18 protein-coding genes, 1 tRNA gene, 1 rRNA gene and 1 pseudogene are annotated in these 22,510 nt (G+C 61.5%); 6 read left to right on the top strand and 15 right to left on the bottom strand.

What is annotated here, in order from left to right:
• Positions 1-15: 15 nt before the first annotated feature.
• Together rrf and K328_RS0114910 are read left to right on the top strand one after the other, a co-directional pair.
• Positions 16-130 (top strand): 5S ribosomal RNA (gene rrf, locus K328_RS0114905).
• A 58-nt stretch (positions 131-188) separates the two neighbouring features.
• Positions 189-265 (top strand) — tRNA-Met (locus tag K328_RS0114910).
• A gap of 154 nt (positions 266-419) precedes the next feature.
• On the opposite strand, the gene K328_RS0114915 is transcribed toward K328_RS0114910, so the two are convergent.
• The 7 genes from K328_RS0114915 to K328_RS0114945 form a co-directional block, all read right to left on the bottom strand.
• Entirely contained in the window at positions 420-3,992 is a 3,573-nt protein-coding gene (locus tag K328_RS0114915) for a hydantoinase B/oxoprolinase family protein (protein WP_028466655.1), read from the bottom strand.
• Positions 3,993-4,057: 65 nt separating this feature from the next.
• Entirely contained in the window at positions 4,058-5,341 is a 1,284-nt protein-coding gene (locus K328_RS0114920) for a TRAP transporter large permease (RefSeq protein WP_028466656.1), read from the bottom strand.
• Entirely contained in the window at positions 5,341-5,901 is a 561-nt protein-coding gene (locus K328_RS0114925) for a TRAP transporter small permease subunit (RefSeq protein WP_036554542.1), read from the bottom strand. The genes K328_RS0114920 and K328_RS0114925 overlap by 1 nt, the downstream gene beginning before the upstream one ends.
• Positions 5,902-5,986: 85 nt before the next feature.
• Positions 5,987-7,039, bottom strand: a complete 1,053-nt coding sequence (locus tag K328_RS0114930; RefSeq protein ID WP_028466658.1) for a TRAP transporter substrate-binding protein — start codon at positions 7,037-7,039, stop codon at positions 5,987-5,989.
• A gap of 25 nt (positions 7,040-7,064) precedes the next feature.
• Positions 7,065-7,886: a putative hydro-lyase gene (locus K328_RS24245; protein WP_036554545.1), complete on the bottom strand. Its 822-nt coding sequence runs from the start codon at positions 7,884-7,886 to the stop codon at positions 7,065-7,067.
• A gap of 79 nt (positions 7,887-7,965) precedes the next feature.
• Positions 7,966-8,841, bottom strand: a complete 876-nt coding sequence (locus K328_RS0114940; protein WP_028466659.1) for a LysR family transcriptional regulator — start codon at positions 8,839-8,841, stop codon at positions 7,966-7,968.
• Positions 8,842-8,844: 3 nt separating this feature from the next.
• Positions 8,845-9,039: a hypothetical protein gene (locus K328_RS0114945; RefSeq protein ID WP_028466660.1), complete on the bottom strand. Its 195-nt coding sequence runs from the start codon at positions 9,037-9,039 to the stop codon at positions 8,845-8,847.
• A gap of 257 nt (positions 9,040-9,296) precedes the next feature.
• On the opposite strand from K328_RS0114945, the gene K328_RS24250 reads away from it, so the two are divergent.
• The 3 genes and pseudogenes from K328_RS24250 to K328_RS27010 all read left to right on the top strand — a co-directional run bounded on the left by K328_RS24250 (position 9,297) and on the right by K328_RS27010 (position 11,306).
• Positions 9,297-10,988: a flavin-containing monooxygenase gene (locus K328_RS24250; RefSeq protein ID WP_051284955.1), complete on the top strand. Its 1,692-nt coding sequence runs from the start codon at positions 9,297-9,299 to the stop codon at positions 10,986-10,988.
• Between the two features lie 11 nt (positions 10,989-10,999).
• Positions 11,000-11,068: pseudogene (locus K328_RS27180) on the top strand (hypothetical protein); the annotation flags it as partial.
• 85 nt (positions 11,069-11,153) lie between these two features.
• Positions 11,154-11,306 carry a hypothetical protein gene (locus K328_RS27010; RefSeq protein ID WP_245577559.1) on the top strand — a complete coding sequence of 51 codons (153 nt, stop codon included), beginning with the start codon at positions 11,154-11,156 and terminating at the stop codon, positions 11,304-11,306.
• Between the two features lie 28 nt (positions 11,307-11,334).
• Here the strand turns inward: K328_RS27010 and K328_RS0114960 are convergent, their stop codons facing one another.
• The 5 genes from K328_RS0114960 to K328_RS0114980 all read right to left on the bottom strand — a co-directional run bounded on the left by K328_RS0114960 (position 11,335) and on the right by K328_RS0114980 (position 16,125).
• Positions 11,335-11,976: a TetR/AcrR family transcriptional regulator gene (locus K328_RS0114960; protein ID WP_036554548.1), complete on the bottom strand. Its 642-nt coding sequence runs from the start codon at positions 11,974-11,976 to the stop codon at positions 11,335-11,337.
• 126 nt (positions 11,977-12,102) lie between these two features.
• Positions 12,103-13,185, bottom strand: coding sequence for an ABC transporter ATP-binding protein (locus K328_RS0114965; RefSeq protein WP_028466662.1), 1,083 nt, complete (start codon positions 13,183-13,185; stop codon positions 12,103-12,105).
• A gap of 81 nt (positions 13,186-13,266) precedes the next feature.
• A complete protein-coding gene (locus K328_RS0114970) occupies positions 13,267-14,430 on the bottom strand; it encodes an extracellular solute-binding protein (protein ID WP_028466663.1) in 1,164 nt (387 codons plus the stop codon).
• Positions 14,431-14,462: 32 nt separating this feature from the next.
• Positions 14,463-15,245, bottom strand: coding sequence for an ABC transporter permease (locus tag K328_RS0114975; RefSeq protein ID WP_028466664.1), 783 nt, complete (start codon positions 15,243-15,245; stop codon positions 14,463-14,465).
• A gap of 10 nt (positions 15,246-15,255) precedes the next feature.
• A complete protein-coding gene (locus K328_RS0114980; RefSeq protein ID WP_245577561.1) occupies positions 15,256-16,125 on the bottom strand; it encodes an ABC transporter permease in 870 nt (289 codons plus the stop codon).
• A gap of 166 nt (positions 16,126-16,291) precedes the next feature.
• Between K328_RS0114980 and K328_RS24255 the strand changes: the two genes are divergently transcribed.
• A complete protein-coding gene (locus K328_RS24255) occupies positions 16,292-17,305 on the top strand; it encodes a LysR family transcriptional regulator (RefSeq protein ID WP_051284956.1) in 1,014 nt (337 codons plus the stop codon).
• Here the strand turns inward: K328_RS24255 and K328_RS0114990 are convergent.
• From K328_RS0114990 to K328_RS0115000, 3 genes are all read right to left on the bottom strand, one after another.
• Positions 17,271-18,425, bottom strand: a complete 1,155-nt coding sequence (locus K328_RS0114990; protein WP_028466666.1) for an FAD-dependent monooxygenase — start codon at positions 18,423-18,425, stop codon at positions 17,271-17,273. The two genes, K328_RS24255 and K328_RS0114990, sit on opposite strands and share 35 nt — an antisense overlap.
• Positions 18,426-18,547: 122 nt before the next feature.
• Positions 18,548-21,946, bottom strand: coding sequence for a molybdopterin cofactor-binding domain-containing protein (locus K328_RS0114995; RefSeq protein WP_028466667.1), 3,399 nt, complete (start codon positions 21,944-21,946; stop codon positions 18,548-18,550).
• Positions 21,943-22,440 (bottom strand): (2Fe-2S)-binding protein, encoded by a 498-nt coding sequence (locus K328_RS0115000; RefSeq protein ID WP_028466668.1) that lies wholly within the window; start codon positions 22,438-22,440, stop codon positions 21,943-21,945. The genes K328_RS0114995 and K328_RS0115000 overlap by 4 nt, the downstream gene beginning before the upstream one ends.
• Between the last annotated feature and the right edge of the window lie 70 nt (positions 22,441-22,510).

Raw genomic sequence — 22,510 nt, forward strand, 5'->3', positions numbered from 1 at the left:
CTTGCTCGTAGATGACCTGGTGGTCATGGCGAGGGGCCCGCACCCGATCCCATTCCGAACTCGGCCGTGAAAACCCTCCGCGCCAATGGTACTGCGTCTTAAGGCGTGGGAGAGTAGGTCGCCGCCAGGTCATCTACGAACAAGACAAAAATCTTAACCTCCACAATGCAAATCAATCACACCCATGGCGCGGGGTGGAGCAGCCCGGTAGCTCGTCAGGCTCATAACCTGAAGGTCGTAGGTTCAAATCCTACCCCCGCAACCAAACTAAACAATATATCAACGGCTTAGCCACTCCAGGCTGGGCCGTTTTTGCATTCTAAGCACTGAAATGACCGGCGAAGTTCAGCAAGAGATGAACAGGAGCCACCCAAGCCGGCTCCTGTTAAATCAATCCTCTGCACCATACCCGGACTTTATCAGGAAGAGGGCGTTCCCCATCCGCCGCCGGACGGGGTTTGCATGACGAACAGGTCGCCGGCGTGGACCTCGTTCTGATCGTTGCCGCCGTGCTCAACGTGGCTTCCGTCAGCTCTGACGATCCATTCTTGGCCCACTTCGCCGGGACATCCGCCTGGCCCAGCAAAGGGCGGAACGCGTCGATGCGAGCAGAGCGTCGTGACCGTCATGTCTTCGAAAAAGCGCATCTTGCGGGTAATCCCGTCCCCGCCATGCCAGCGCCCGGTGCCGCCCGAGCCGCGCCGGATTGACCATTCTTCCAGCCGTACGGGGAAGCGATGTTCCAGAACCTCCGGGTCCGTCCCCCTTGTATTGGTCATATGTGTCTGCACGGCCGAGCAGCCGTCAAAGCCGGGGCCCGCGCCCGTGCCGCCGCAGATTGTCTCGTAGTTCTGGATACGGTCGTTGCCCCAGACATAATTGTTCATGGTCGCTTGGGAGCCTGCCATCGCGCCAAGTGCGCCCATTAGGGCATTGCAGGCAAGCTGGCTGACTTCGGTGTTGCCGGCAATCACCGCCGAGGGGTAGCGCGCATTCACCATCGAGCCTTCCGGGGCGATGATCTTCAGCGGCTTGAAGCAGCCTTCGTTCAGGGGAATAGGAGCGCCGACAAGGGTGCGGAATACATAGAGGACAACGGCGTGGCACACCGCGAGCGGGGCGTTGTAGTTCAAGGCGTTCGATGCCGTGCCGGTGAAGTCGATCTCCGCGGCGCGCCGCTCATGATCGACCCTGACAGCGACGCGGATGAAGGAACCGTTATCAAGCTCGTAGTCGAAAGACCCGTCCTTCAGGGCGTCGATCACGCGCCGTACGCATTCCTCGGCATTATCCTGCACGTGCCCCATATAGGCATGCACCGTTTCGAGTCCAAACTGGGAGATCATCTTCGCGACTTCCCGCGCGCCGGTTTCGTTCGCCGCCACCTGGGCCGCTAGATCGGCCATGTTCTCATTGATGTTCCGGCACGGGTAGGGGCCGGACCCAAGCAGAGTGCGGGTTTCGGCTTCCCGGAACCGGCCGCCGTCGATCATCTTGAAATTGTCGATCAGCACGCCTTCTTCCTCGATGTGACGGCTGTCGGGCGGCGCGGAGCCGGGCGTCTTGCCGCCGATATCCGCATGGTGGCCGCGGGAGGCGACATAGAAGATCGGTTTTCCGTTGTCGAAGACCGGCGTGACGACGGTCACATCGGGAAGGTGTGTGCCGCCGTTGAACGGCGCGTTGAGAACGTAAACGTCGCCTTCCTTCATGTCCGGATTGAGCCGGATCACGGTGCGTATGGATTCGGACATGGACCCGAGATGCACCGGCACATGTGGCGCATTCGCGACGAGGTCTCCGCCAGGTCCAAAGAGGGCGCAGGAGAAATCGAGCCTTTCCTTGATATTCACCGAATAGGCCGTGTTCGCCAGGGTCGCGCCCATCTGCTCGGCAATGGACATGAAGAGATTGTTGAAGACCTCGAGCATCACGGGATCGGCGCTGGAGCCGACAGCTTCCGCCCGGATCATCGGAACGGTACGCGAGAGAATGAGATGCCCCCATTCATCGACCGCGGCTTGCCAGCCCCGTTCGATCACATTGGTGCCTGTCGGCTCCTTGATGATTGCTGGCCCGTCGACGGTCTGACCGGACGTCATGCTTTCACGGTCATAGAGCGGCGTCGCCTTGCCGCCGAAATGGCTGTCGATCTGATCGACGGCAGACGGCGTGCCTTCGCCGGCCGGAAATGTCTCGGCGGTGATTTCCGCCGCGCCTCCGACGGCCTCCACGGCGAGTGCCTCGAAAACCAGCTCGCGCTCACCTGCGGCGAAGCCGAAGCGGGCTCGGTGCGCGACTTCGAATCCCGCACGCAACGCAGCTTCGTCGCCGAACGGGACTTCCAAGGCCTGGTGCGAGCCGCGATAGCGCAGATGCGCCCGTCGCTCAACGCGGATAGCCGTGCTGGCAACACCCTGTCTCTCGACCTCTGCGACGGCCTCGTCGGCGGCCTCCTTCAGCGCGACCTCTGCTGCGGCGACTGAAGAGATCGGCGCATCGAACTGGCGCTCACGCAGGGCGCGGATCTCCGCCAGACCCATGCCATAGGCAGAAAGCACACCGGCGAAGGGGTGCACGAAGACGGTCTCCATGCCGAGGGCGTCCGCAACGGCACAGGCATGCTGACCGCCGGCGCCGCCAAAGCATTGCAGCGTGTATTTCGTGACATCGTATCCGCGCTGAACGCTGATCTTCTTGATCGCGTTCGCCATGTTCTCCACGGCAATCCGCAGGAAGCCCTCGGCAAGGTCCTCCGGCGTCCGGACGGCAGCACCGGTCTCGGCGGCGATCTCCCTGGAAAGCGCCTCGAATTTCTCCCGGACGACAGCGGCATCCAGCGGCTGATCCGCGTCGGGGCCGAAGACGGCGGGAAAATGCGACGGCTGCAACTTGCCGAGCATCACATTGCAGTCGGTCACGGTCAGCGGTCCGCCACGCCGGTAGCAGGCCGGACCCGGATCGGCGCCGGCACTGTCCGGGCCGACCTGGAAGCGTCCGTCGCGGAAATGCAGGATCGATCCGCCGCCTGCCGCCACCGTGTGAATGTTCATCATCGGAGCCCGCATGCGGACGCCCGCGACTTCGGTCTCAAAGGACCTCTCGTAGGTTCCTGCATAATGGCAGACATCCGTCGAGGTGCCGCCCATATCGAACCCGATCAGGCGGTCATAACCGGCAAGCGCGCCGGTCTTCACCATTCCGACGACGCCGCCGGCCGGTCCGGACAGGATGGCGTCCTTGCCCTGGAACAGCGTCGCGTCCGTCAGACCGCCGTTCGATTGCATGAACATCAGCTTTCCCTCGCCCCCGAGCGCGTCGGAAACCTGGTTCACATAGCGGCGGAGGATCGGCGAGAGATAGGCGTCAACCACGGTCGTGTCGCCACGCGGGACGAGTTTCATCAGCGGCGAGACCTGGTGCGATGCGCTGATCTGCCCGAAGCCTTCCTCGGCGGCGATGGCGGCGATGCGGGCCTCGTGCACCGGATTGAGGTAGCTGTGCATGAAGGCAATGGCGACACTGTCGATGCCGTCTGTCTTCGCCTTTCTGAGCGCGGCGCGCGCACTGTCCTCGTCGAGCGGCGTCACGGTCTCGCCATCGGCATCCAGCCGCTCGTGAACTTCGACCACCCGTTCATAGAGCAGTTCCGGCAGCGTGATGTGAAGGTCGAAGATCCGCGGGCGCGCCTGGTGTCCGATCCGGAGCAGATCACCGAAGCCCTCGGTGATAAGGAGCAAGGTGCGGTCGCCCTTGCGCTCGAGAAGGGCATTGGTAGCAACGGTCGTTCCCATCTTCACGGACTCGATGGTGCCCACGGGGACGGGGGCGTCTTTGGTCAATCCCAGAAGGTCCCGGATACCCTGAACGGCGGCGTCTCTGTAGCGCTCGGGGTTTTCGGACAGCAGCTTGTGGGTGACGAGTGTCCCGTCTGGTTTCTGCGCCACGATATCGGTGAAGGTGCCGCCGCGGTCGACCCAGAATTGCCACATCACAGAATTCCTCCGTTGCGCTTCTTGCGCACGATTTTAGAAAGTTTGGTCAGGTAGATGATTGCTTAATAGAAGAGGCTGGGAAGCCAGAGAGCGACATCGGGAAACATCAACAGCACAGCGATCATCGCAAACATCGTCAAGACAAAAGGCGCGGCTCCGATCATGACATCGGTCAATTCACCCCGCTCTCGTACGCCCTGAACCACGTAAAGATTGATGCCGATCGGCGGCGTGATAAGCGCGGTCTCCAGCAGGACCATGAGCAGGATCCCGAACCAGACCGGGTCGAACCCGAGCGTTATCACGATCGGTGTAATGAGCGGGGCGACGGTGAGAAGCATGGAAAGTGTCTCCATGAAACAGCCGACGACGATGAGAACCCCGATCAGCATCAGCATCGTTTGCATCGGCGAGAGACCGAGGCCGGTGACGAAATCCGCGAGTGCCTGGGTCAGGCCGATCACCGACAGGACAAAGTTCAAAAAGACGGCGGCGAGGATGATCAGCAGGATCATCGAGGTTGTCCGCATGGTGCCCTCGACTGCCACCCTGATCATATCCAGCGACAACGAGCCGTTCGCCCAAGAGAGCCCCAGAGCGGCGACGACGCCCAGCGCAGCGGCTTCCGTCGGTGTCGCGACGCCCGCATATATCGAGCCGACCACAACCAGGAAGATGCCGATCGGCGGCAGGAGCGAGGGCAGAGCGTCGATCCGGTCATCCCACGTGGCCACGACGGGTTCTCCGCCCCATGCCGGCTTCGCAATGCAGAGTAAGATGACCGTCACCATGAAGAGCGCGGCCAGCAGGAAGCCGGGAATGAAACCTGCGAGGTAGAGTTCCGGAACCGAAGTGTCCGTCAGCAGACCGAAGAGTATCAGGTTGATCGAAGGGGGGATGAGAATGCCAAGCGTGCCCCCCGCGGCAATGGTCCCGAGAAATATACGCTCGTTGTAACCGCGCTTCTCGATCTCCGGGATGGCGACTGTGCCAATGGTCGCAGCAGTCGCGACGGAGGAGCCGGATGTCGCGGCAAAGAGCGCACATGAGCCGGTATTGGCATGCATCAGCCCGCCGGGCAACCAGCCGAGCCAGGTGACGATGCCGGCATACATCTTCGCAGCGATCCCGGAACGCAGCAGAATTTCGCCAAGCAGGACAAACATGGGGATCGCGACCAGCAGAAAGTCGGTCCCTGTCTGCCAGACCATGTCGCCCAGCGCGCGATGCAGCGGCATCGGGCTTTCGAGATACTGCAGGGTGATACCGAGCCAGCCCAGCGCGGCTGCGACGGGAACGGCCAGTGCGATGAGGCCCAGGAGGATCAGAAGCGTCTTGGCAAGCATCAGGCTGTCTCGTCTTTGATCTGTTCGTCCAGGGTCTTCACGCCGATCCGCCGCTCCGCCTCGGCCATCCCCCCCGTGAGCGTGGTGAACAGCATGCCGAAGAACAGCAAAAGGCCGCAGGCGACAAAGTAGATCCAGCCTGCCAGCCAGGGGATCTGGGGGATGGCGAGAGGCGTGCGCATTGGCGTGATCGAGCGGGAGCCATGCTGCAATGTGTCGGCGACAAGTCCCCAAGCCATCCAGGTTACAATTCCGGCAAAGCCGATGAGCAGTGCGAGCCCGAAGAAATTGAGAAACATCCTTAAAGAGCGCGGCAGGATCAGAAAAAGGGCGTCGATCCGAATATGGGCGCGCTCGAAAAGCGCGAAGGCGAGGCCGAGAGAGGTCGCCACTCCGAATGCGTAGCCGGATATCTCGTCCGCGCCGGCAATCGATGTGTTGAAGAACTTCCGCAGGATCACCTCCAGGGTGACCAGAAAGGCGGATCCCAGGATGAGCGCACCACCGAGCCAGACAAGCCAGCGGGATAGCCTGTGAGCGCAATCAATCAGACGAATCATGCAGGAGCTCCTCGAGAACCGATCGGTACGAGCTTGAGGCAGGACCGCCGGCGCCGGGTTGTGACCGGCGCCGGCGACTGTCCGTTTATTTGGCTTTCGCCGTCAATCCGAGAATCTTGCCGACAGTCTTGTTCCAGTCGGCGGCACAGTCGGCACCGCAGCGCTCTGCCCAGCGGGCCAGGACGACGTCAGTGGCGACGGTGTCGCGCAGGGCGAGATCTTCAGCTGAAGGCTTGACCAGCTTCATCGCACCCGGCTCGCCGATATCGCACGTGCCGCCGGTGATGCAGCTGATGGCGATGTCGTCTTCGGACGCGGTCTCGGTCCACATCTGATCGTTCAGAATGGCCAGTTCTTTCTGAAGCAGAGCCTGCTTCTCGGCGCTCATGGAATTCCACTTGTTCATGTTCATGGCGCCGAAGGCGAGGCCCCAGCCAACCCGAAGCGTGTAGGCGTGGGTTGCAACCTGGTGCCATTTTGCCTTGTAGGCGGACATGGTTCCGGTGATACCGCAATCGACCACGCCCTTCTCGAGCGCCGGGATGACTTCTGCGAACGGCACGGTGACGGAGGTGCCGCCGACGCCTTCGACGAAGTCGCCGAGGGTGGTGGCATAGACCCGGACCTTCTTGCCCTTGAGATCCTCGATCCCGTTCACCTCGGCGTTGCACCAGAGCGTCTGGCTGGGGAACGGATAGAGCATCAGAAGCTTGGCGTTGTAGATCTCAGCGAAGGCTTTCTCGAGGATCGGGTAATAGGCTTTCGCCACACTGCGCTCGGTCTCGATGTCCTGGGTGACGGAGGAAAGATCGGCGCCCTCGAACACGGCATTCTCCGCCGCGACATAGCCCGGAAGCCCGAAGGCGAAATCGAACACGCCGTTCTTCACGAGCCGCATGATCTCGAAGCCTTTCAGGCCGAGTTCTGTCTGCGGCTTGATCTCTCCGATGATGGATCCGCCGGAGGCCTTGGCGATCCGCTCGTTCCAGAACGGACCTTCATGTTTCTGATAATTTGTCAGGCTGCCCCAGGTTCCCACGGCCTTGATGACCGTCGGACTGTCGGCGACCGCCGGACCGGACGCGGACAAGCCTGCCGTGATGGCGAGCGCAGCGCCTAAAGCCTTTAGTTTTCTCATTTTTTGTCTCCCTGTTTTTGAGTGGTCACGCGATGAAACTGTTGGTCTGGTCGTCGATGTCCGTGATCAGCATCCGCCCGGGCGTGTGGGTGATGCAGAGGGGCGGGCGGGCTTCTGCGAGGGCATTCTGAGGTGTCACGCCGCATGCCCAGAACACCGGCACGCCCTCGGTGCTGACAGGTGGATCGCCCCAGTCGGGCGCATGGACGTCCTCAATGCCGATCTCGGCCGGATCCCCGACATGGACCGGTGCGCCATGCGCCCAGGGGAACCGGGCGGTGGTTTCTCGTGCCAGATCTACCTGGTCCGGCGCCACGTAACGAAGTGAGACAACCATGCCGCCGCCGAAGGGGCCGGCGGGTATCGTTTCGATATTCGTGCGGTACATCGGGACGGTCGTATCGGCCTCGATATGTGCCATGGGCACACCGGCGGCAATCAATGCCGTCTCGAAGGTAAAGGAACAGCCGATCGCAAAGGCTACGAGGTCGTCACGCCAAACCGCGCTCAGGTCTGGAACGGATTCGACCAGGTTGCCGTCCCGGTAGATATTATAGGATGGCGTGTCGGTGCGGACGTCGATGTCGCCGAGCGCGGGCCACAGCGGATTACCTGGCTCGGTCATCCCCACCAAGGGGCAGGGCTGCGGGTTCCGCCGGCAGAATGCTTCGAAATCGGGCGCGAGGTCCACTGACAGGATCGCCAGATTTACCTGGAGTTTTCCAGAGGCGAGACCTGCTGTGTGACCGCGATAGGCGCCGGCCCTGATTGCCGCCCGCACCGTTTCCACGTCGCGGCCAGCGAGATCGTCGTAGGTTGGATTTGAAGCATCGCCGTATGCGTGCATTGGTGCCTCCTGCGTCGAAAGAACAGTAGGCTGCGCATTTGATCAGGTTCAAATTAGTTATTTTGCGCTAATTCGATCACTAATTTTTATCGTATGCGGTGGCAACCATCTGCGCGATCTCAGCCGCCCGACCGGTCACAGAGACCTCGGGCGCCGCGAGAAAAGAGGCTGTGAAGCTCAGCGGTTCTGGCGTCCAGCCGGGATCAAATTGTTCGACCTGCCCTGAAGTCAGATAGTCCGCGGCTAGTGAAAGCGGCAAGGCGCCGATACCAAGCCCGGCTGCAACCAGCCGGAAACAGGCTGAAAGTGAAGAGGACGGGAAGATGACCGCACCAGGTCCGTAGCGTTCCAGAAGCGTTTCCTTAAGCAGACGGAAAGGCCTGGTGTCGCGGGCGAATGTAATGACAGGCGCGCCCGCAGCCGGATCGCTGACGGACAGAGACGGCGCGCGAAACCAGGTCATCTGATAGTCGGGGAGAGGAATGTTTTCGACCCGGTAATCTGAAATCGGTCCCATGAGGAGTGCAAGGTCTATCGCGTTGGCGAAAAGTCTCTCTCTTAGCGTGCGGGAAATGTCGACATCAATCTCGACGGTCAGCCGGGGAAATTCCGTTCTGAGCGCTGTGATGAACTCCGGGAGCCACGATTGCACGATGGTTTCGGACACGCCGATCCGAAAGAGAGACTGCATGCCGTCCGGTCGGCCGACATCTCTCTGGATGAGGCTGTTCAGCTTTAGGTATTGTTCGGCATAGCCGATCAGCGCCGCCCCGTTTTTGGTCGGGCGCATCGAGGCGGAACGATCGAACAATTCGACACCCAGTGCTGTCTCCAACGTTTTTATTCGGGCGGTTACAGCTGGCTGGGTCAGATGCAGTTCCTCCGCGGCCCGGCGTACGTTGCCCGTGCGCGCGACGGCCAGGAAAGCTCTGAGTTGGTCGAGGGTGAAGCGCACGGATCAGCCCTTGACGGCGCGGAGCGCGCCGCAGTCGACGTTGGATATTACGTTCGCCCGCATTACCAGGCGGGATCTCTCTGGAACATTCCGGATGCGCGTGGTGTCGGGGGCACGTCCGATCCTCAGGGCTTCGGCGAGGCCACTGTACGAGAGGATCTGCGCTTCGATGCTGTCAGTCCGCCGCCATATGCTCATGTTCGCCCGCCATTTAGATACTGTGACGGTTTCCCGTCGGGTCGCTAAGATCTGTCAGAGAATACTATTATATCCGTGGGTTGGGTTTTTCGTCGCCTCAGAGGTCTTTCTTTACCCGGCTCTGCTCTCATCGGACCATCTCAATTACAGTCTTCATAGTAATGACAGTCATGCAAAGGGTCGGTCGATCCTCGGCTTGCTGAAAAATGAACGATGGTTCATTATTCGTTGAAGACCACGGAGGAAAAGGGACAGTCATGAGTGATGGATCGACACTTGCCAGACTTCAGGCAGCCGACCCGCAAGCAAACCGCCATCTTGATGCGGTGATCGTCGGCGCCGGGTTCTCGGGCATGTATCAGCTTCACCTGTTGCGTGATCGGCTGGGGCTGAAGGCCCGTGTCCTGGAGCGTGGCGATGGTGTTGGTGGGACCTGGTACTGGAACCGCTATCCCGGTGCGCGGTGCGATTCCGAGAGCCATTCATACAGCTATTACTTTTCCGACGCCTTGTTGCAGGAGTGGGAGTGGTCCGAACGGTATCCGCAGCAGCCGGAGATTGTGCGCTATCTGAATTTCGTCGCCGACAAGCTGGATCTGAAGCGGGACATCCAGCTCGACACGACCGTCACCGCGTCGCGTTACGATGAGGCGGCAAACCGGTGGCTGGTCGAAACCGCAAGTGGCGAGACTCTTACGGCCAAGTATCTGATCACCGCGGTCGGCTGTCTGTCATCGGCGAACGTACCCGATATTCCGGGCCGGGATCGCTTTCAGGGCCAATGGTATCACACCGGCCAGTGGCCGCATGAGGGAGTGGACTTCACCGGCAAGCGCGTCGGCCAGGTCGGCACCGGTTCGACCGGTATCCAGGCTGTGCCGGTGATCGCCGCCGAAGCGGAGCATCTGACGGTTTTCCAGCGCACGGCAAATTACAGCATCCCGGCACAGAACGGCCCGCTGTCTGCCGAGTTCAAGGCGTGGGCGAAGAAGAACACTGACGATATCCGCCACACCATGCATGCCTCGACCAACGGTCACCCGTTCCTGATGGAGGAGCGCAATGTGTTCGACGTCTCCGCCGAGGAGCGACGGGCGATCTACGAGAAGGCCTGGGAGGTCGGCGGGTTGCGGTTCAGAGCGGTGTTCCAGGATTTGCTGCTCGACAAGGCGGCGAATGACACGGCGGCCGAGTTCCTAAAGAGCAAGATCCGGGAGATCGTATCGGATCCGCAGAAAGCCGAGGCACTCTCCGATATCGACCACCCCTTCGCGACCAAGCGGCCGCCGATCGATACCGGCTATTTCGAGGCTTACAACCGCGACAATGTCAGCCTCGTGAACCTGCGTAAGACTCCGATCGTCGAGATTACCGAGAAGGGAATACGCACGAGCGGGAAGGAATACGCGCTCGACATCATCGTTTTCGCCACCGGCTTCGATGCGATGACGGGATCGTTGCTCAAGCTCGGCATCGTCGGGCGTGACGGGGTCTCCTTAAGCACTGCCTGGGAAGCGGGTCCACGTACCTATCTGGGGCTTCAGGTTGCCGGCTTCCCCAACATGTTCACCATTACAGGTCCGGGCAGCCCGTCGGTGCTTTGCAACATGCCGGTCGCAATCGAGCAGCATGTTGAATGGGTGACCAACTGCATTGAGCAGATGGAGAAAAAGGGTGTCGAGCGGATTGAGCCGGACGAGCAGGCTGTCACGGACTGGGTCGAGCATGTCAATGATGCCGCCAACGCCACTCTGCTGCCGAAGGCTGGGCATTCCTGGTACCTTGGCGCGAACGTGCCCGGCAAGCCGCAAGTCTTCATGCCCTATGCCGGCGGCATGGCCCGCTATCGCGGGATCTGTGACCGGATCGCGACCAGCGGGTATGAGGGGTTCGTGATGGATGGCGAGACTGCTGCTACGTCAACAAGCGCCGTGGCGGCTCAATCGTAACTATCAGTTCGATGACGGCCGAGCGCTCGGTGCCGCGCCATGCCTATGCGCCTAGCAAGGCGGCGGTGACCAACATGACCATGAATCTCACCGCCGAATGGGGCCGGGCCGGTATCTGGGTGAACACGGTGGAGCCCAGATACCCGCACCCTGCGCGAGACGGGCGTGACCATCGTGCTTGCGGAGCAGAACATGCATTTCTGTCTCGGTATTTCCGAAGATGCAGCGGTGATCGACAAGGGGCATATCGTCTACCGCGATACGATTGACGGTCTGCGGGCCAATGAGGCGATCACAAAGCGCTATCTCGCGATCTGAAGTGTCTGGTATCCGAAGGCGTTGCGCCTCAGCTGGGCGAGAACAGCCCGCGGGTAAGGATCTTCATATAGGCCTGGATCACGTGCGCGGGTACCGCCTTGGCGCGACCATTGTCGTCCCGTGCATAGTGCATCGAAATGTAGGACCGTGCTGAAAGCAGCATATAGATCACGGCCTCCAGTTCGGCCTCGTCGAACCCTTGAATCTCACCGCGCTCGACTGCGCGGCCGAGCGAGCCCTTGTAGCCATTGACCAGCACACGGAAATGTTCAGCATGGGCTTCCGGCGCGAATACTTCAGCCTCATAGAGGATGCGGTAGAATGCGGGATGGGTGTTGAGATATTCCAGGAACGCCAGAAGGCGCGCCTTTTCGCGCTCTGAGCCGGTCAGGTCGCGCGGCAGCGAGGTGGCGATGTGATCGAGCATCTGGCGGCCCATATAGGGCAGGAGCTTGTTCAGGACGTCTTGGCGTGATTTGAAATAGTTGTAGAACGTTCCCTGTGCGATGCCGGCGAGCTGGGTGATTTTTGAAATCGACGCGTCTGCGTATCCCTCGCTTCCAACCACCTGCGCTGCAGCTTCCAGTATAAGCCTATAGGTTTCACGGGATTTTTCCTCGCGAGACATCCGCCGTGGTTGGGAGCTGCGAAGGGCAATTGACTTCGTCATCGAGAAACAGTGCTTTCCAATACTTTGTTCTTTTGATCGTATTTTGACGGAAATCTGTCAAGTTTCGCGGCCTCGCTTTGGTTTTGGACGGGGGGCGAGCGGTTGCTCGGTATTCGCTTCGAGATCTTACGCCGGCAGAATGACGCAATCTCGGGCGCGGACCCGGATCGCGACCTCTTTGCCGACCGTATGCGGGCGTTCGTCGATCTGGTTGATCGCCTGCAGAGACTGATTGCCTGCCTGCAGGAAGTAGCGGGCCACCTGACCCTGGTAATCGACATCCCGTACCTGCGCTGTCAGCACGGTATCGTGCGCGCCGGCTGTGCGTTGGTCTTCCAGTGCCAGTTTCTCGGCCTTTATCGACAGCTTGACCGGTGTTCCGCTTTTCAAAGGCTGGCTCTCACTTGCTTCCAGCATGGCGAAGATACTGCCGAGAGCGGGGACCTCGATCTCGGCGATGCCGTCGTTCAGGGCCTTCACAGTGCCGGAAAGAATGTTGGCGTTGCCAAGGAAGGTTGTCACGAATTCGGAGGCTGGGCGGTTATAGACCAGCTCCGGCGTGCCGATCTGTTCGACCCTGCCGGCGCTCATGACCACAATCCGGTCGGACATGGCCAGCGCTTCGGACTGGTCGTGGGTGACGAAGATCGTGGTGACGCCGATGCGGTTCTGGATGGCTTTCAACTCAACCCGCATTTCCTCGCGCAGGTTTGCATCCAGGGCCGAGAGCGGCTCATCGAGCAGCAGGACGTCCGGCTCGACGACGATGGCGCGGGCGAGCGCGATGCGCTGCTGCTGGCCGCCGGACAGCTGGGTCGGAAAACGGTCCTCTACGCCGGGGAGGCGGACGATGTTCAGGGCCTCGGTGACCTTCTTGCGGGCGTCCTCTTTCGGCACACCGCGATATTTCAGGCCGAAGGCGATGTTCTCGCCGATGGTCTTGTGCGGGAACAGGGCATAGTTCTGGAACACCAGGCCGAGATTGCGTTTGTGGATCGGTATGTCGTTCACGCGCCGGCCGCCAACCAGGATGTCGCCGGTTGTGGGGGATTCGAGCCCGGCGATCATCCTCAGCAAGGTTGTTTTCCCGCAGCCGGATGGCCCCAGCAGCGTGGTGAAGGAGCCTTCCTCGAAGGTGATGTTCGCGTCTTCGACCGCGACAACGGTGCCGAAGGCCTTCCGAATGCCGACAAGTTCAACCTGCGCCACTGACCATTCCTCGCTTTATAGACTGTTCCAGCGGGTCCGGCCGGCCTCCGGAGAGGCCGGCCGGGATGTTGGATGAAAGGCTCAGGCGCCTTTCTTCAGGCGGTTCCACTGCTTCTTCTGCGCTTTTTCGACCGGGTTCCAGGTCGTCGGATCGCGGAACACGAGGCCTTCCAGTTTGCCGGTCGGATCGAAGGCCGGCAGCCCCTTGATCACGTCGGACATGGCAATCTTGTTCGGATCGAGCGAGGACGGGTATTTCTGTCCTTCGGCGACCGCGAGCGCGGTTTCCGGTGCCAGCATGAAGTTCAGCAACTCTTCGGCGTCGGCCATCGGCGAGCCCTTGAGCACGAACATGCTTTCCATCCAGGCGAGGCCGTTCTTCGGGTCGAGATAGCCGATCGGATGACCTTGGGCCTGCAGCGCGGCGACACGGCCGGACCAGGCCTCTGTGACATAGATCTCTTCCTTGGCGAGAAGATCCATCAGCTCGGCGCCGGACTCCCAGTATTTGACGATCAGGCCGCGATGCTCGCGGGCTTTTTCCCAGACCGCGTCCCAGTCCTTGATGTTGTTCGGATCCTGATCTGATTGCAGCGCGCCGTACCATGCCCGGTTCGCCCAGTCGCCGCCCCAGCCGCCGATCTTGCCTTTCAGCTCTTTCTTGAGCAGCAAATTGGCGCCAAGCGCCTCGGCTTCTTCCTTGGAGACATACTTGGTGTTGTAGGCGATCCCGGTGGTTCCGTAGTCGTACGGGACTGCGGACAGGCTGTTCGGCGTGATGGCCCGGAACGGCTTGATGATGGCGTCCATCACGTTGACCATGTTCGGGATGTTGGCTTCGTTCAGCTCACTGCCATAGCCGTTGTCGACCCAGCGCTGATACCAGCTCACACCGGAGGAATGCAGCATGTTGTGGCCGTCGATGGAGCCGGCTGCCTTGATCTTGGTCAGCACTTCGGACTCGCCGCCAAAGGCGGAGTCGATGACCTTGTTGCCGCTCTTTGCCGTATAGGGATCGAAGGCATGCTTGCGCAGGGCCTCGCTGACGACGCCGCCCCAACCTTCGAAATAGATGTCGGTTCCGGCGGCCATGGCGTGCCGGCTGAGAGCGGTCATGCTGCCGCCTGCGACACCGGCGGCGATGCCGGCATAACCGAGCAGCGCCATGAAGGAACGGCGGTCCATGTCGCCGTTACCCATGCGCTCGCGCAGGGTTTCGTAGCGCTTTGTTGAGCTGATTTTCATCGTTGTTTCTCCTCTGTTCATGAGATGGCGGATTATCGTTGTTTGCGTGTGAAGTACCGGGCGAGTCCGCCCGCCATGAGCGGCACGCCGACGGTGATGACGATCATGACGAAACCAAGGGCATTGATTTCCGGGCTGACGGAATTGCGCAGCATGCCGAAGATCTGCGTCGGCACGGTCTCGGAGCCGGCCGGACGCCAGAAGATTGTCGCGGTGATGTTGTCGAATGAAATCGTGAAGGCGAACAGCGCGCCGGCGAACACGGCCGGCATCAGCAGCGGCAACGTGATCTGGAAGAAGGTCTGTAGCGGATTGGCGCCGAGGCTGAGCGCCGCCTCCTCATAGTCCTTGCGGATGCCGACAAGTCTCGCCTGGACAACGAGCACGACAAAGGGCAGGGCGATGATCGTGTGGCCGATCAGCAGCAGGGCGAAGGAGCGCGGCATCGACAGCCAGCGCAGGAACAGCAGCAGGCCGACGGCAAGGACCGTCTCCGGCACCAGAACCGGAGAGATCAGGAAGGTGGTGATCCAGGCCTTGCCCGGGAAGCGGTATCTGACGAGGGCGAGGGAGGCGAGAATGCCGATCGTGGTTGCCAGGATGGCGGTGCCGATTCCGAGCACGAACGAGGTCTTGAAAGCGCGGACGATCGCCTCGTTTTCGTAAAGCTTCTCGAACCATTGCAGGCTGAAGCCTTCGATCGGGAAGCCGCCGAACTGCGAGCTGTTGAAAGCCAGCAGCAGGACAACCGCAACCGGCGCGAACATGAAGATATAGACGGCGACCGCATAGAGGCGGATCAGGTTCCAACCCATGGCCCGCTCCTCACCCGAAGGCTTTGTAGAGTTGGTTCATGCCCATGATCCGGCTGTAGAGGACAACCACGAGACCGAGCAGAACCAGCAGGGTGAAGGAGAGTGTCGCGCCCATCGGCCAGTTCAGCTCGGACAGGATCGCGTCATAGATCAGGTTGCCGTACAGGAAGTCGTTCGGGCCGCCGAGGATAAGAGGCGTCACGTAACTTCCGGCAGTGAGCACGAAGACCAGCAAGCTGCCCGCGGCCAGGCCCGGCAGGGACAACGGCAGCGTCACCTCACGGAAAGCCTGCCAGGGCGAGCAGCCGAGAGTTCGCGCGGCGGGCACAAGGTTCCGGTCGACGCCTTCAAGGCTGACATACACATTAAGGATCATGTAGGGCAGGAAGACGTGGATGAAGCCGACGATGACTGCGAACTCGTTGAACATCATCTGCAACGGCTCGTCGATCACTCCAAGCCAGAGCAACACACCGTTGATGGCGCCCTGATTGCCCATGATGTGGATCCAGGAGAGCGTCCGGATGATGAAGCTGACCCAGAAGGGCAGGATCAACAGCAGGAGCAGCAGCCATTTGTGCTTGTAGGTGGTGTTGGCGATGAAATAGGCCGGAATGTAGCCGAGCAGGGCCGCCAGCACGGTGACGATGACGGAGAGCCTGAACGTCTTCCATATGGCCACGTGGTAGTAGTTGTCGGTGAACAGCTCCGACCAGTTTTCGAACGAGAAAGCGGGGCGGTCCACGCCGAGATCGATATTGATATAGAAGGAATAAATCAGGATCAGCGACATCGGCACGACCACAAGAAGCGTGATCGTGACCAGTGCCGGCGACAAGAGCCACCACGGCCTCATAGCCTTGCTACGCAATGCGCTCACCTGAAAATGTCCCCAACGATACGCGACCCTGTCTTGAACGGCCGGTTGTCCGGCTCTTCTCGGCGGCCGCACATGCGGCTCATCTCGAATGTAGAAATCTTCATCAGGCTCGGTCATTGTTCCAATAGATAATGAAAATCACGGTCATTGATTTGAGGAATGGTCTATGGAACTGCCTCGGGTGGACGACAGTGAACGCCTCGCGAGGGAGCTCGACTGGAACCTGTTGCGCACCTTCATCGCAATCGTTCAGGAGGGCGGTATCACTGCGGCGGCAGATCGGCTTTTGCTCAAACAACCGAGTGTCAGCAATGCTCTCAAACGTTTGGAGACAAGCCTCGGAAAGCGGCTGATCGACCGCGGGCCCAGTCACTTCCGGGTCACCGACGCGGGGCAGAGCCTCTATCACGAGGCGCTTGAGATCCATGGCACGATCGCCCGGCTGACTGTGGAGCTACGCGATATCGAGGACGAGATCCGCGGTCATGTCCGGATACGCCTGGCCAGTCATGTGATCTTCCCGCCGCTGGACGCTACCCTGAGGGAATTCAGTCACCGGCATAGCAACGTGACCTATGACATATCCGTCGAAACCAGTGCGAACGTGGTGGCATCGGTGCTGGAGAAGAAAGCCAGTCTCGGGATCTGCCTTGTTCACCGCCAGCATCCCGATCTGACCTATGACAAGCTTTTCCGGGAGCATTTCGGCTTCTTTTGCGGGCCGACCCACCGCTTTTTCGGGCAGAAGAACCTGACTCTGGCGGATCTCGACGGTGAGCCTTCGGTCACCTTCGATACAGACAGCCTGCAGGATGCGCTCCGGCCCGTCGCCGTACTGCGCACTCAGCTCAATCTCGATCATACGATCCGTGCGACCTCTTCCCAGCTGGAAGAGGTGAAACGGCTGATCGTTGCCGGGGTCGGGATCGGCCCGTTGCCGATCCATGTCATGACCCGCGATGTCGAGGATGGTCTGCTCTGGCGCCTGCCGCCCTATGACGATCCGCCGGCAATCGATGTCTTTCTCGTCACCAATCCGGCCTCGCGCCTCAACAGGGCGGAGAAAGGCATGATCGATATGCTGCTGGAGATGACAGAGAAATTGCCGTTGTCGGGCCGTACCTACCCGCCCTCCGGCATTGCCGTCAGGGTTGGGAGCCACCCAGTTCGGCCCGGATAGGGTCGTACCCATAGACCCAGGCTGGGTCTTCCGGCTCCTTCAGCCAGGTATTGGCATTGGAAATCGTCTGCACCTTGGTCGCCCGGTCCCGTCGCGTCGCCTCGTAGAGATTGAAGACATCCCCGTAATTCTCTGCCCCCAGCTCCTTCAGGCACCGGGTCAGGACGGCGGCATCCTCGATGGCCATGCAGGCGCCCTGCGCCATATGCGGGCGCATCGGGTGGCAGGCATCGCCGAGCAGGACCAACCGGCCACGGCTCCAGAGGTTGAGTGGGTCGCGGTTCCAGAACGGCCATTTCGTGACGGTCTCGGTTGCGTCGATCAGGGTCTGGATCACCGGGTGCGAGCCGCCGAAGATCGCTTCCATCTCCTCGCGGGAGCTGTCGACGAACGGCTCGTCATGTTCCCAGCCGTCCACGGGTACGCCTGTGACGTAATAGTATTCCGACTTATCGCCCTTGGTGTCGTACGCCATGATGTGGCGGGACAGCTCCCACCACCATTTGACGCAAGCCTCGAAGTCGAGGCCCGAGGCGCGCAGCTTGTCCATGTTGACCATGGCGCGGTGCCCGACCCAGCCGGAGAATTTCGGCTTTTCCGGGCCGAGCAGTTTCTCGCGGATCATCGAGTTGATGCCGTCGGCGCCGATCACCAGACGGGCGGAGACCTGTTTGCCGTTCGTGAAGCTGAGCAGCACGTCGTCGTCGCGTTCCTGCAGGTCGCTCAGGCCGTGATCGAAATGCACCCGATCGGCCGGCAGTATGTCCATCTGTTCGGCATGCAGGTCGCCCCGGTGGATCGTGATGTAGGGGGCGCCATATTCCTTCTTCGCATAATCGCCGAGCGGAATCCGGGACAGATAGTCGCCGCTGTTTCCGTCGCGCGAGAACCAGTAATCGGGATGAGAGCCGATTTCGGACAAGCGGTCCTCGAGACCGATGGTCCGGAAGATCTTCATCACGTTTGGGCCGATATGGATGCCCGCGCCGATCCGTGAGAAAACCGGGGCCTGCTCGAAGACATGGACGGAAAAACCCGCCTCCAGCAGCAGTGCCACGGCAGCGGCGCCACCCATGCCGGCTCCGATGACGGCGATATCGACTGTCTCGATCTGGCTCACAGAGCAGGCTCCTTTCCCTCGTCGCGAATGATATTAGTCATTAGCATGCAAACAATATTGGTTCAAATGTCAATCGACACCCCGAGTGTGGGTATGCCGCGTCCCTGAGCGTTCCCGGCCCCCTACCAAGCCGGAAGATCGGGTGCGAACCGGGCCCGCATATAGGCCGCAAGCGAATCCCGCTGGGCCGAGGTGAACTCGTTCCTGAAGGACGGCATGTCACGCAGGTCGAGGTTGACCGGTGCTTCGATGCCTTGATCGAGCAGGCTCCGGAAGGCCTCCGGCGTTGGCGCGCGCAGGACTGCCGAAGCGGCCAGCGGAACCCGTGCGGCGGTCACCAGGTCCGGCATGGCGGGATCGTGGCAGACGGCGCAGGCGCTTTCGAAGATCCGGTGCGTCGCGTCCGGCGCCAGCGACGGCGGTGTTGCGTGCATGGTCGGGGCGCCGGGCGGTATCAGCGAGGCGAGATAGACCGACATGGCGCGGATATCGTCGTCCGGCAGGGCCGTCATGCTGCTGACCACCTCCGCCATTGGTCCGGCGGCAGCGGCATGATCGGAGAGCCCTGTTCGCAGATAGGCGAAGAGGCTGTCTGCGGTCCAGCCGCGCGCTCCGGCTTCCGTGCCTTGCAGAGCGGGCGCGAACCAGCCGTCGACCATGGTGCCGGTCATCAGCGATTGTTCTGCCCCGAGGAGATTCCGGGGGGCATGGCAGGCACTGCAATGACCCGCCGCCTCGACCAGATATTTTCCCCGGTTCCAGATCTCGGAAGCGGATGCATCCGGTTGGAACGGCGCGGCGTCGTGATAGGCGGCGTTCCAGAGCGCCATGCCGGACCGGATATTGACCGGCGCCATCATTTGGGCGGTTGGAGTTTCGGCCTTCACCGGCTCAAGGGTTTGCAGATGGGCATAGAGCGCGAACATGTCCTCCTCGCCGATCTTGGCGAAGGACGTATAGGGGAAGGCCGGGTAGAGATGGCTTCCGTCGCGGCTGATACCCCTGCGCATGGCTCGGGAGAAAGCCTCATAGGACCAGTTGCCGAGGCCTGTGTCCGGGTCTGGCGTAAGGTTGGTGGTCCAGACGGTGCCGAACGGCGTTTCCATGGCGCGCCCGCCGGCATTCGTCAGGCCGCCGTCCGCCGTATGGCAGATTGCGCAATCGCCAAGGGCGAAAACCTGCCGTCCCCGCTCCAGGGTTTCGGCACTAAAGGTTCCGGGCTTGGGTGCCGGGCTTGGCTGGATCGGGGGATGCAGCGGCAGCGACACCGCGCCGAGGGTCAGGGCACCGGCGAGGGCGCCCGCCCAGCCGAGAAGCTTGTTCCGGCGTCCATTATCGTTTGCCTCGGCTTGTCCTTGCAGACGCAGCGGGCCGTCCGTGTTCCCGAGTGCCTTGCGCATTGCCTCCGGTGTGAACGGCGCTTCCCGCATGCGCACGCCGGTGGCGTCGAAGATGGCGTTCGCGATGGCGGCGGCGCTCGGCACTGCCGCGCTTTCGCCGACGCCGAGCGGCGGATCTTCCGGCCGAGAGACGATAAGGGTCTGGATATCCGGAACCTCGGAGAAGGTCTGGATCGGGTAGGTCGCCCAGCTTTTCGGTGTTGGCGTAATTTCGTCGAAGGTGACCTGCTCGGTCAGCACCCGTCCGGCGGTCTGGATGACATTGCCGTGGATCTGCTGGCGGACTCCGTCCGGATTGATCGCGAGCCCCTGATCCTGGCCGACAAACACACGGTGCAGGGTGACGACCCCGCTTTCGAGATCGACGGAAACATCGACGACCCAGGCCGCCGACGCGGCGGCGACGCCGGGAAAGGTGCCGTGGACATAGGTTGCGAAGGCAAAGCCCTGTCCGAAGGCCATGCGGCCCTCGCGCCGGAAGCGCGGCCCGTCGTGTTTCTCCCAGCCAGCGGCTTCGGCGGTGCGCCGGACCAGTTCGGCCTCACGTGGATCTGTCATGTGACGCAGGCGGAAGGCGACCGGGTCCTCAGAGGCCTCGAAGGCCATCTCGTCGATGAAACTTTCATGCGCGAAGGTGTTAGGCAGCGCCGAGACGCCCCGGATATAGGCGGCGCGGACGATCGGGGCCATGTCGTGGACCGTGATCTTCTTGTGCGGCACCCGATAGGGCGGAATGCTTGTCCTGTCACCCATGTCCGCCGGTCGCGGCTCGCCGGAAATCACGCCGGTCAGCAGCAGGGCAAGGTTTGGTCCCCGGTTCGAGGGGTACCAGGTGTCGAGCGCATAGGCGTGCAGGTCGTTGCCCGCCGTCATGCCGCCCTCGACTTCCATGATCTGGGCGGCGCCTTTCGGCTCCCACAGATGTTCCTGGGCGCGGGTGAGTTGCACGCGGACGGGCTTGCCGGTGGCCCGCGACAGCAACAGGGCATCGCCACACACATCGTCGGCGCAATTGCGGCCGAAGCAGCCGGCAACCTGATACCGCCGGACGTCGATTGTCTCGGCCGGTAAGTCGACCAGCATGGCAAGGTCGGCGCGCAGCAGGTGCGGGCTCTGGGTGCCGGACCAGACGATCGGGTCGGCACCGTTCCAGTCCGCGACGGCGCAGGACGGGCCGATGGAGCCATGCTCGTGATAGGGCCAGACATAGGTGCGCGCGAGGGTCTTCGCGCTTTCCGCCATGCCGGTTTCGAAATCACCGCTGCGGTCGAGTGCGCGCGGCGTGGACGGATGCGATTTGAGGCTGTGAACCAGATCGTCCAGATCGGGCAGGGGCGGCGGCTGGCGCCAGGTGACGTCGAGCGCTTCGGCGATGCGCTGGGCCTGCTCCGGACGCTCGGCCACGACGCCGAGAAAGTCGCCAATGCGCACGACGTCGATCAGCCCGTCCATGCCGGAGACGGAGGATGCGTCATAGTCGATCAGGCTGTTGCCGATGAAATCCCCGGTGTCGCGCCCGGCATAGGGCGGCCGGATAACATGGCCGTGGACCATGCCCTCGATATCGAGGTCATGCACATAGAGCTGCTGCCCCGTCAGCTTCTCCATCATGTCGCGGCGCGGGGCCGATGTGCCGACGATTTGGTAGTGTGCGGGGTCCTTCACCGGCGTCTCAAGGTCAAGCGGCAGGGCGATTTCCTGCCCGGCGATCAGTGTGCCGTAGTCACAGCGCTCGGCCTGCCAGTGGACGGCGCCGTCAGTCGATGTGACGTCTTCCTCCGGGGCATTGAGGCGCAGTGCCCCAAGCCGCAGCAGCTGGCGGTGTGCCTGGGCGGCGGCCTTGCGCAGCGGGATGGCTGTGATCTGCATCGTCTCGGAGGCAATCGTCGGGCCTTGATCCGGTACCTCTTCCGTATTGCCGAGGACGACGCGGACCCGGTCCAGAGGGATATTCAGTTCTTCAGCGACGATCTGGGCAAGGGCGACTTCGATCCCCGTCCCCAGATCGACATGGCCGTTATAGGCGGTGATCTGACCCGCCGCATCGATCCGGATGAAGGTCTCGCGGACGGCGCCGACTTGCCGGAAGATTTCGAGGGTGCTGGTGTGATTGTCGGTCATCGGGCGTGTTCTTCGGTCTTTGCCGCCAGGTTTTCGGCGGCGGTGCGCACGGCGGCGATGATTTCCAGGTGCGTGCCGCAGCGGCAAAGGTGATGGCGGTGGGCTTGGCGGATGTCGTCGTCTGTCGGAGATGGATTGTGGGCGAGCAGTGCCACCGTGTTCATGATCATGCCGTTGATGCAGTAGCCGCATTGCGCGGCCTGCTTCTCGTCGAAAGCCTGTTGCACGGGGTGCATTTCACCGGTTTCGGTATCCGGCAACCCTTCCAGGGTGGTGACGGAAGCGCCGTTTGCCTTGACCGCCCGCAGGACGCAGGCGCGTGCCGGTGCGCCATCTACCAGAACGGTGCAAGCACCACATTGTGCCATGCCGCAGCCGTATTTTGGCCCGTTCAAGCCGAGCCGGTGGCGCAGCAGATCGAGCAGCGTCAGGTGCGTGTCCGCGTCAAGCGACAGCGCTTGTCCGTTCACAGTAAGCTTGATTGTACCCGCCATAGTCCCCCGCTTAATTGCCCTCGATACTCAGCGAAGTTTTGTATGTATGCAAATATATTTGCGTCCCCGT

The organism is Nisaea denitrificans DSM 18348 (assembly GCF_000426505.1).
Lineage (GTDB): Bacteria > Pseudomonadota > Alphaproteobacteria > Thalassobaculales > Thalassobaculaceae > Nisaea > Nisaea denitrificans.

Bases quoted from the DNA above. Each gene is read 5' to 3' on its own strand.
- K328_RS0114915 (WP_028466655.1), bottom strand. From the start codon at position 3,992: ATGTGGCAATTCTGGGTCGACCGCGGCGGCACCTTCACCGATATCGTG.
- K328_RS0114920 (WP_028466656.1), bottom strand. From the start codon at position 5,341: ATGCTTGCCAAGACGCTTCTGATCCTCCTGGGCCTCATCGCACTGGCC.
- K328_RS0114925 (WP_036554542.1), bottom strand. From the start codon at position 5,901: ATGATTCGTCTGATTGATTGCGCTCACAGGCTATCCCGCTGGCTTGTC.
- K328_RS0114930 (WP_028466658.1), bottom strand. From the start codon at position 7,039: ATGAGAAAACTAAAGGCTTTAGGCGCTGCGCTCGCCATCACGGCAGGC.
- K328_RS24245 (WP_036554545.1), bottom strand. From the start codon at position 7,886: ATGCACGCATACGGCGATGCTTCAAATCCAACCTACGACGATCTCGCT.
- K328_RS0114945 (WP_028466660.1), bottom strand. From the start codon at position 9,039: ATGAGCATATGGCGGCGGACTGACAGCATCGAAGCGCAGATCCTCTCG.
- K328_RS24250 (WP_051284955.1), top strand. From the start codon at position 9,297: ATGAGTGATGGATCGACACTTGCCAGACTTCAGGCAGCCGACCCGCAA.
- K328_RS0114960 (WP_036554548.1), bottom strand. From the start codon at position 11,976: ATGACGAAGTCAATTGCCCTTCGCAGCTCCCAACCACGGCGGATGTCT.
- K328_RS0114970 (WP_028466663.1), bottom strand. From the start codon at position 14,430: ATGAAAATCAGCTCAACAAAGCGCTACGAAACCCTGCGCGAGCGCATG.
- K328_RS0114975 (WP_028466664.1), bottom strand. From the start codon at position 15,245: ATGGGTTGGAACCTGATCCGCCTCTATGCGGTCGCCGTCTATATCTTC.
- K328_RS24255 (WP_051284956.1), top strand. From the start codon at position 16,292: ATGGAACTGCCTCGGGTGGACGACAGTGAACGCCTCGCGAGGGAGCTC.
- K328_RS0114995 (WP_028466667.1), bottom strand. From the start codon at position 21,946: ATGACCGACAATCACACCAGCACCCTCGAAATCTTCCGGCAAGTCGGC.
- K328_RS0115000 (WP_028466668.1), bottom strand. From the start codon at position 22,440: ATGGCGGGTACAATCAAGCTTACTGTGAACGGACAAGCGCTGTCGCTT.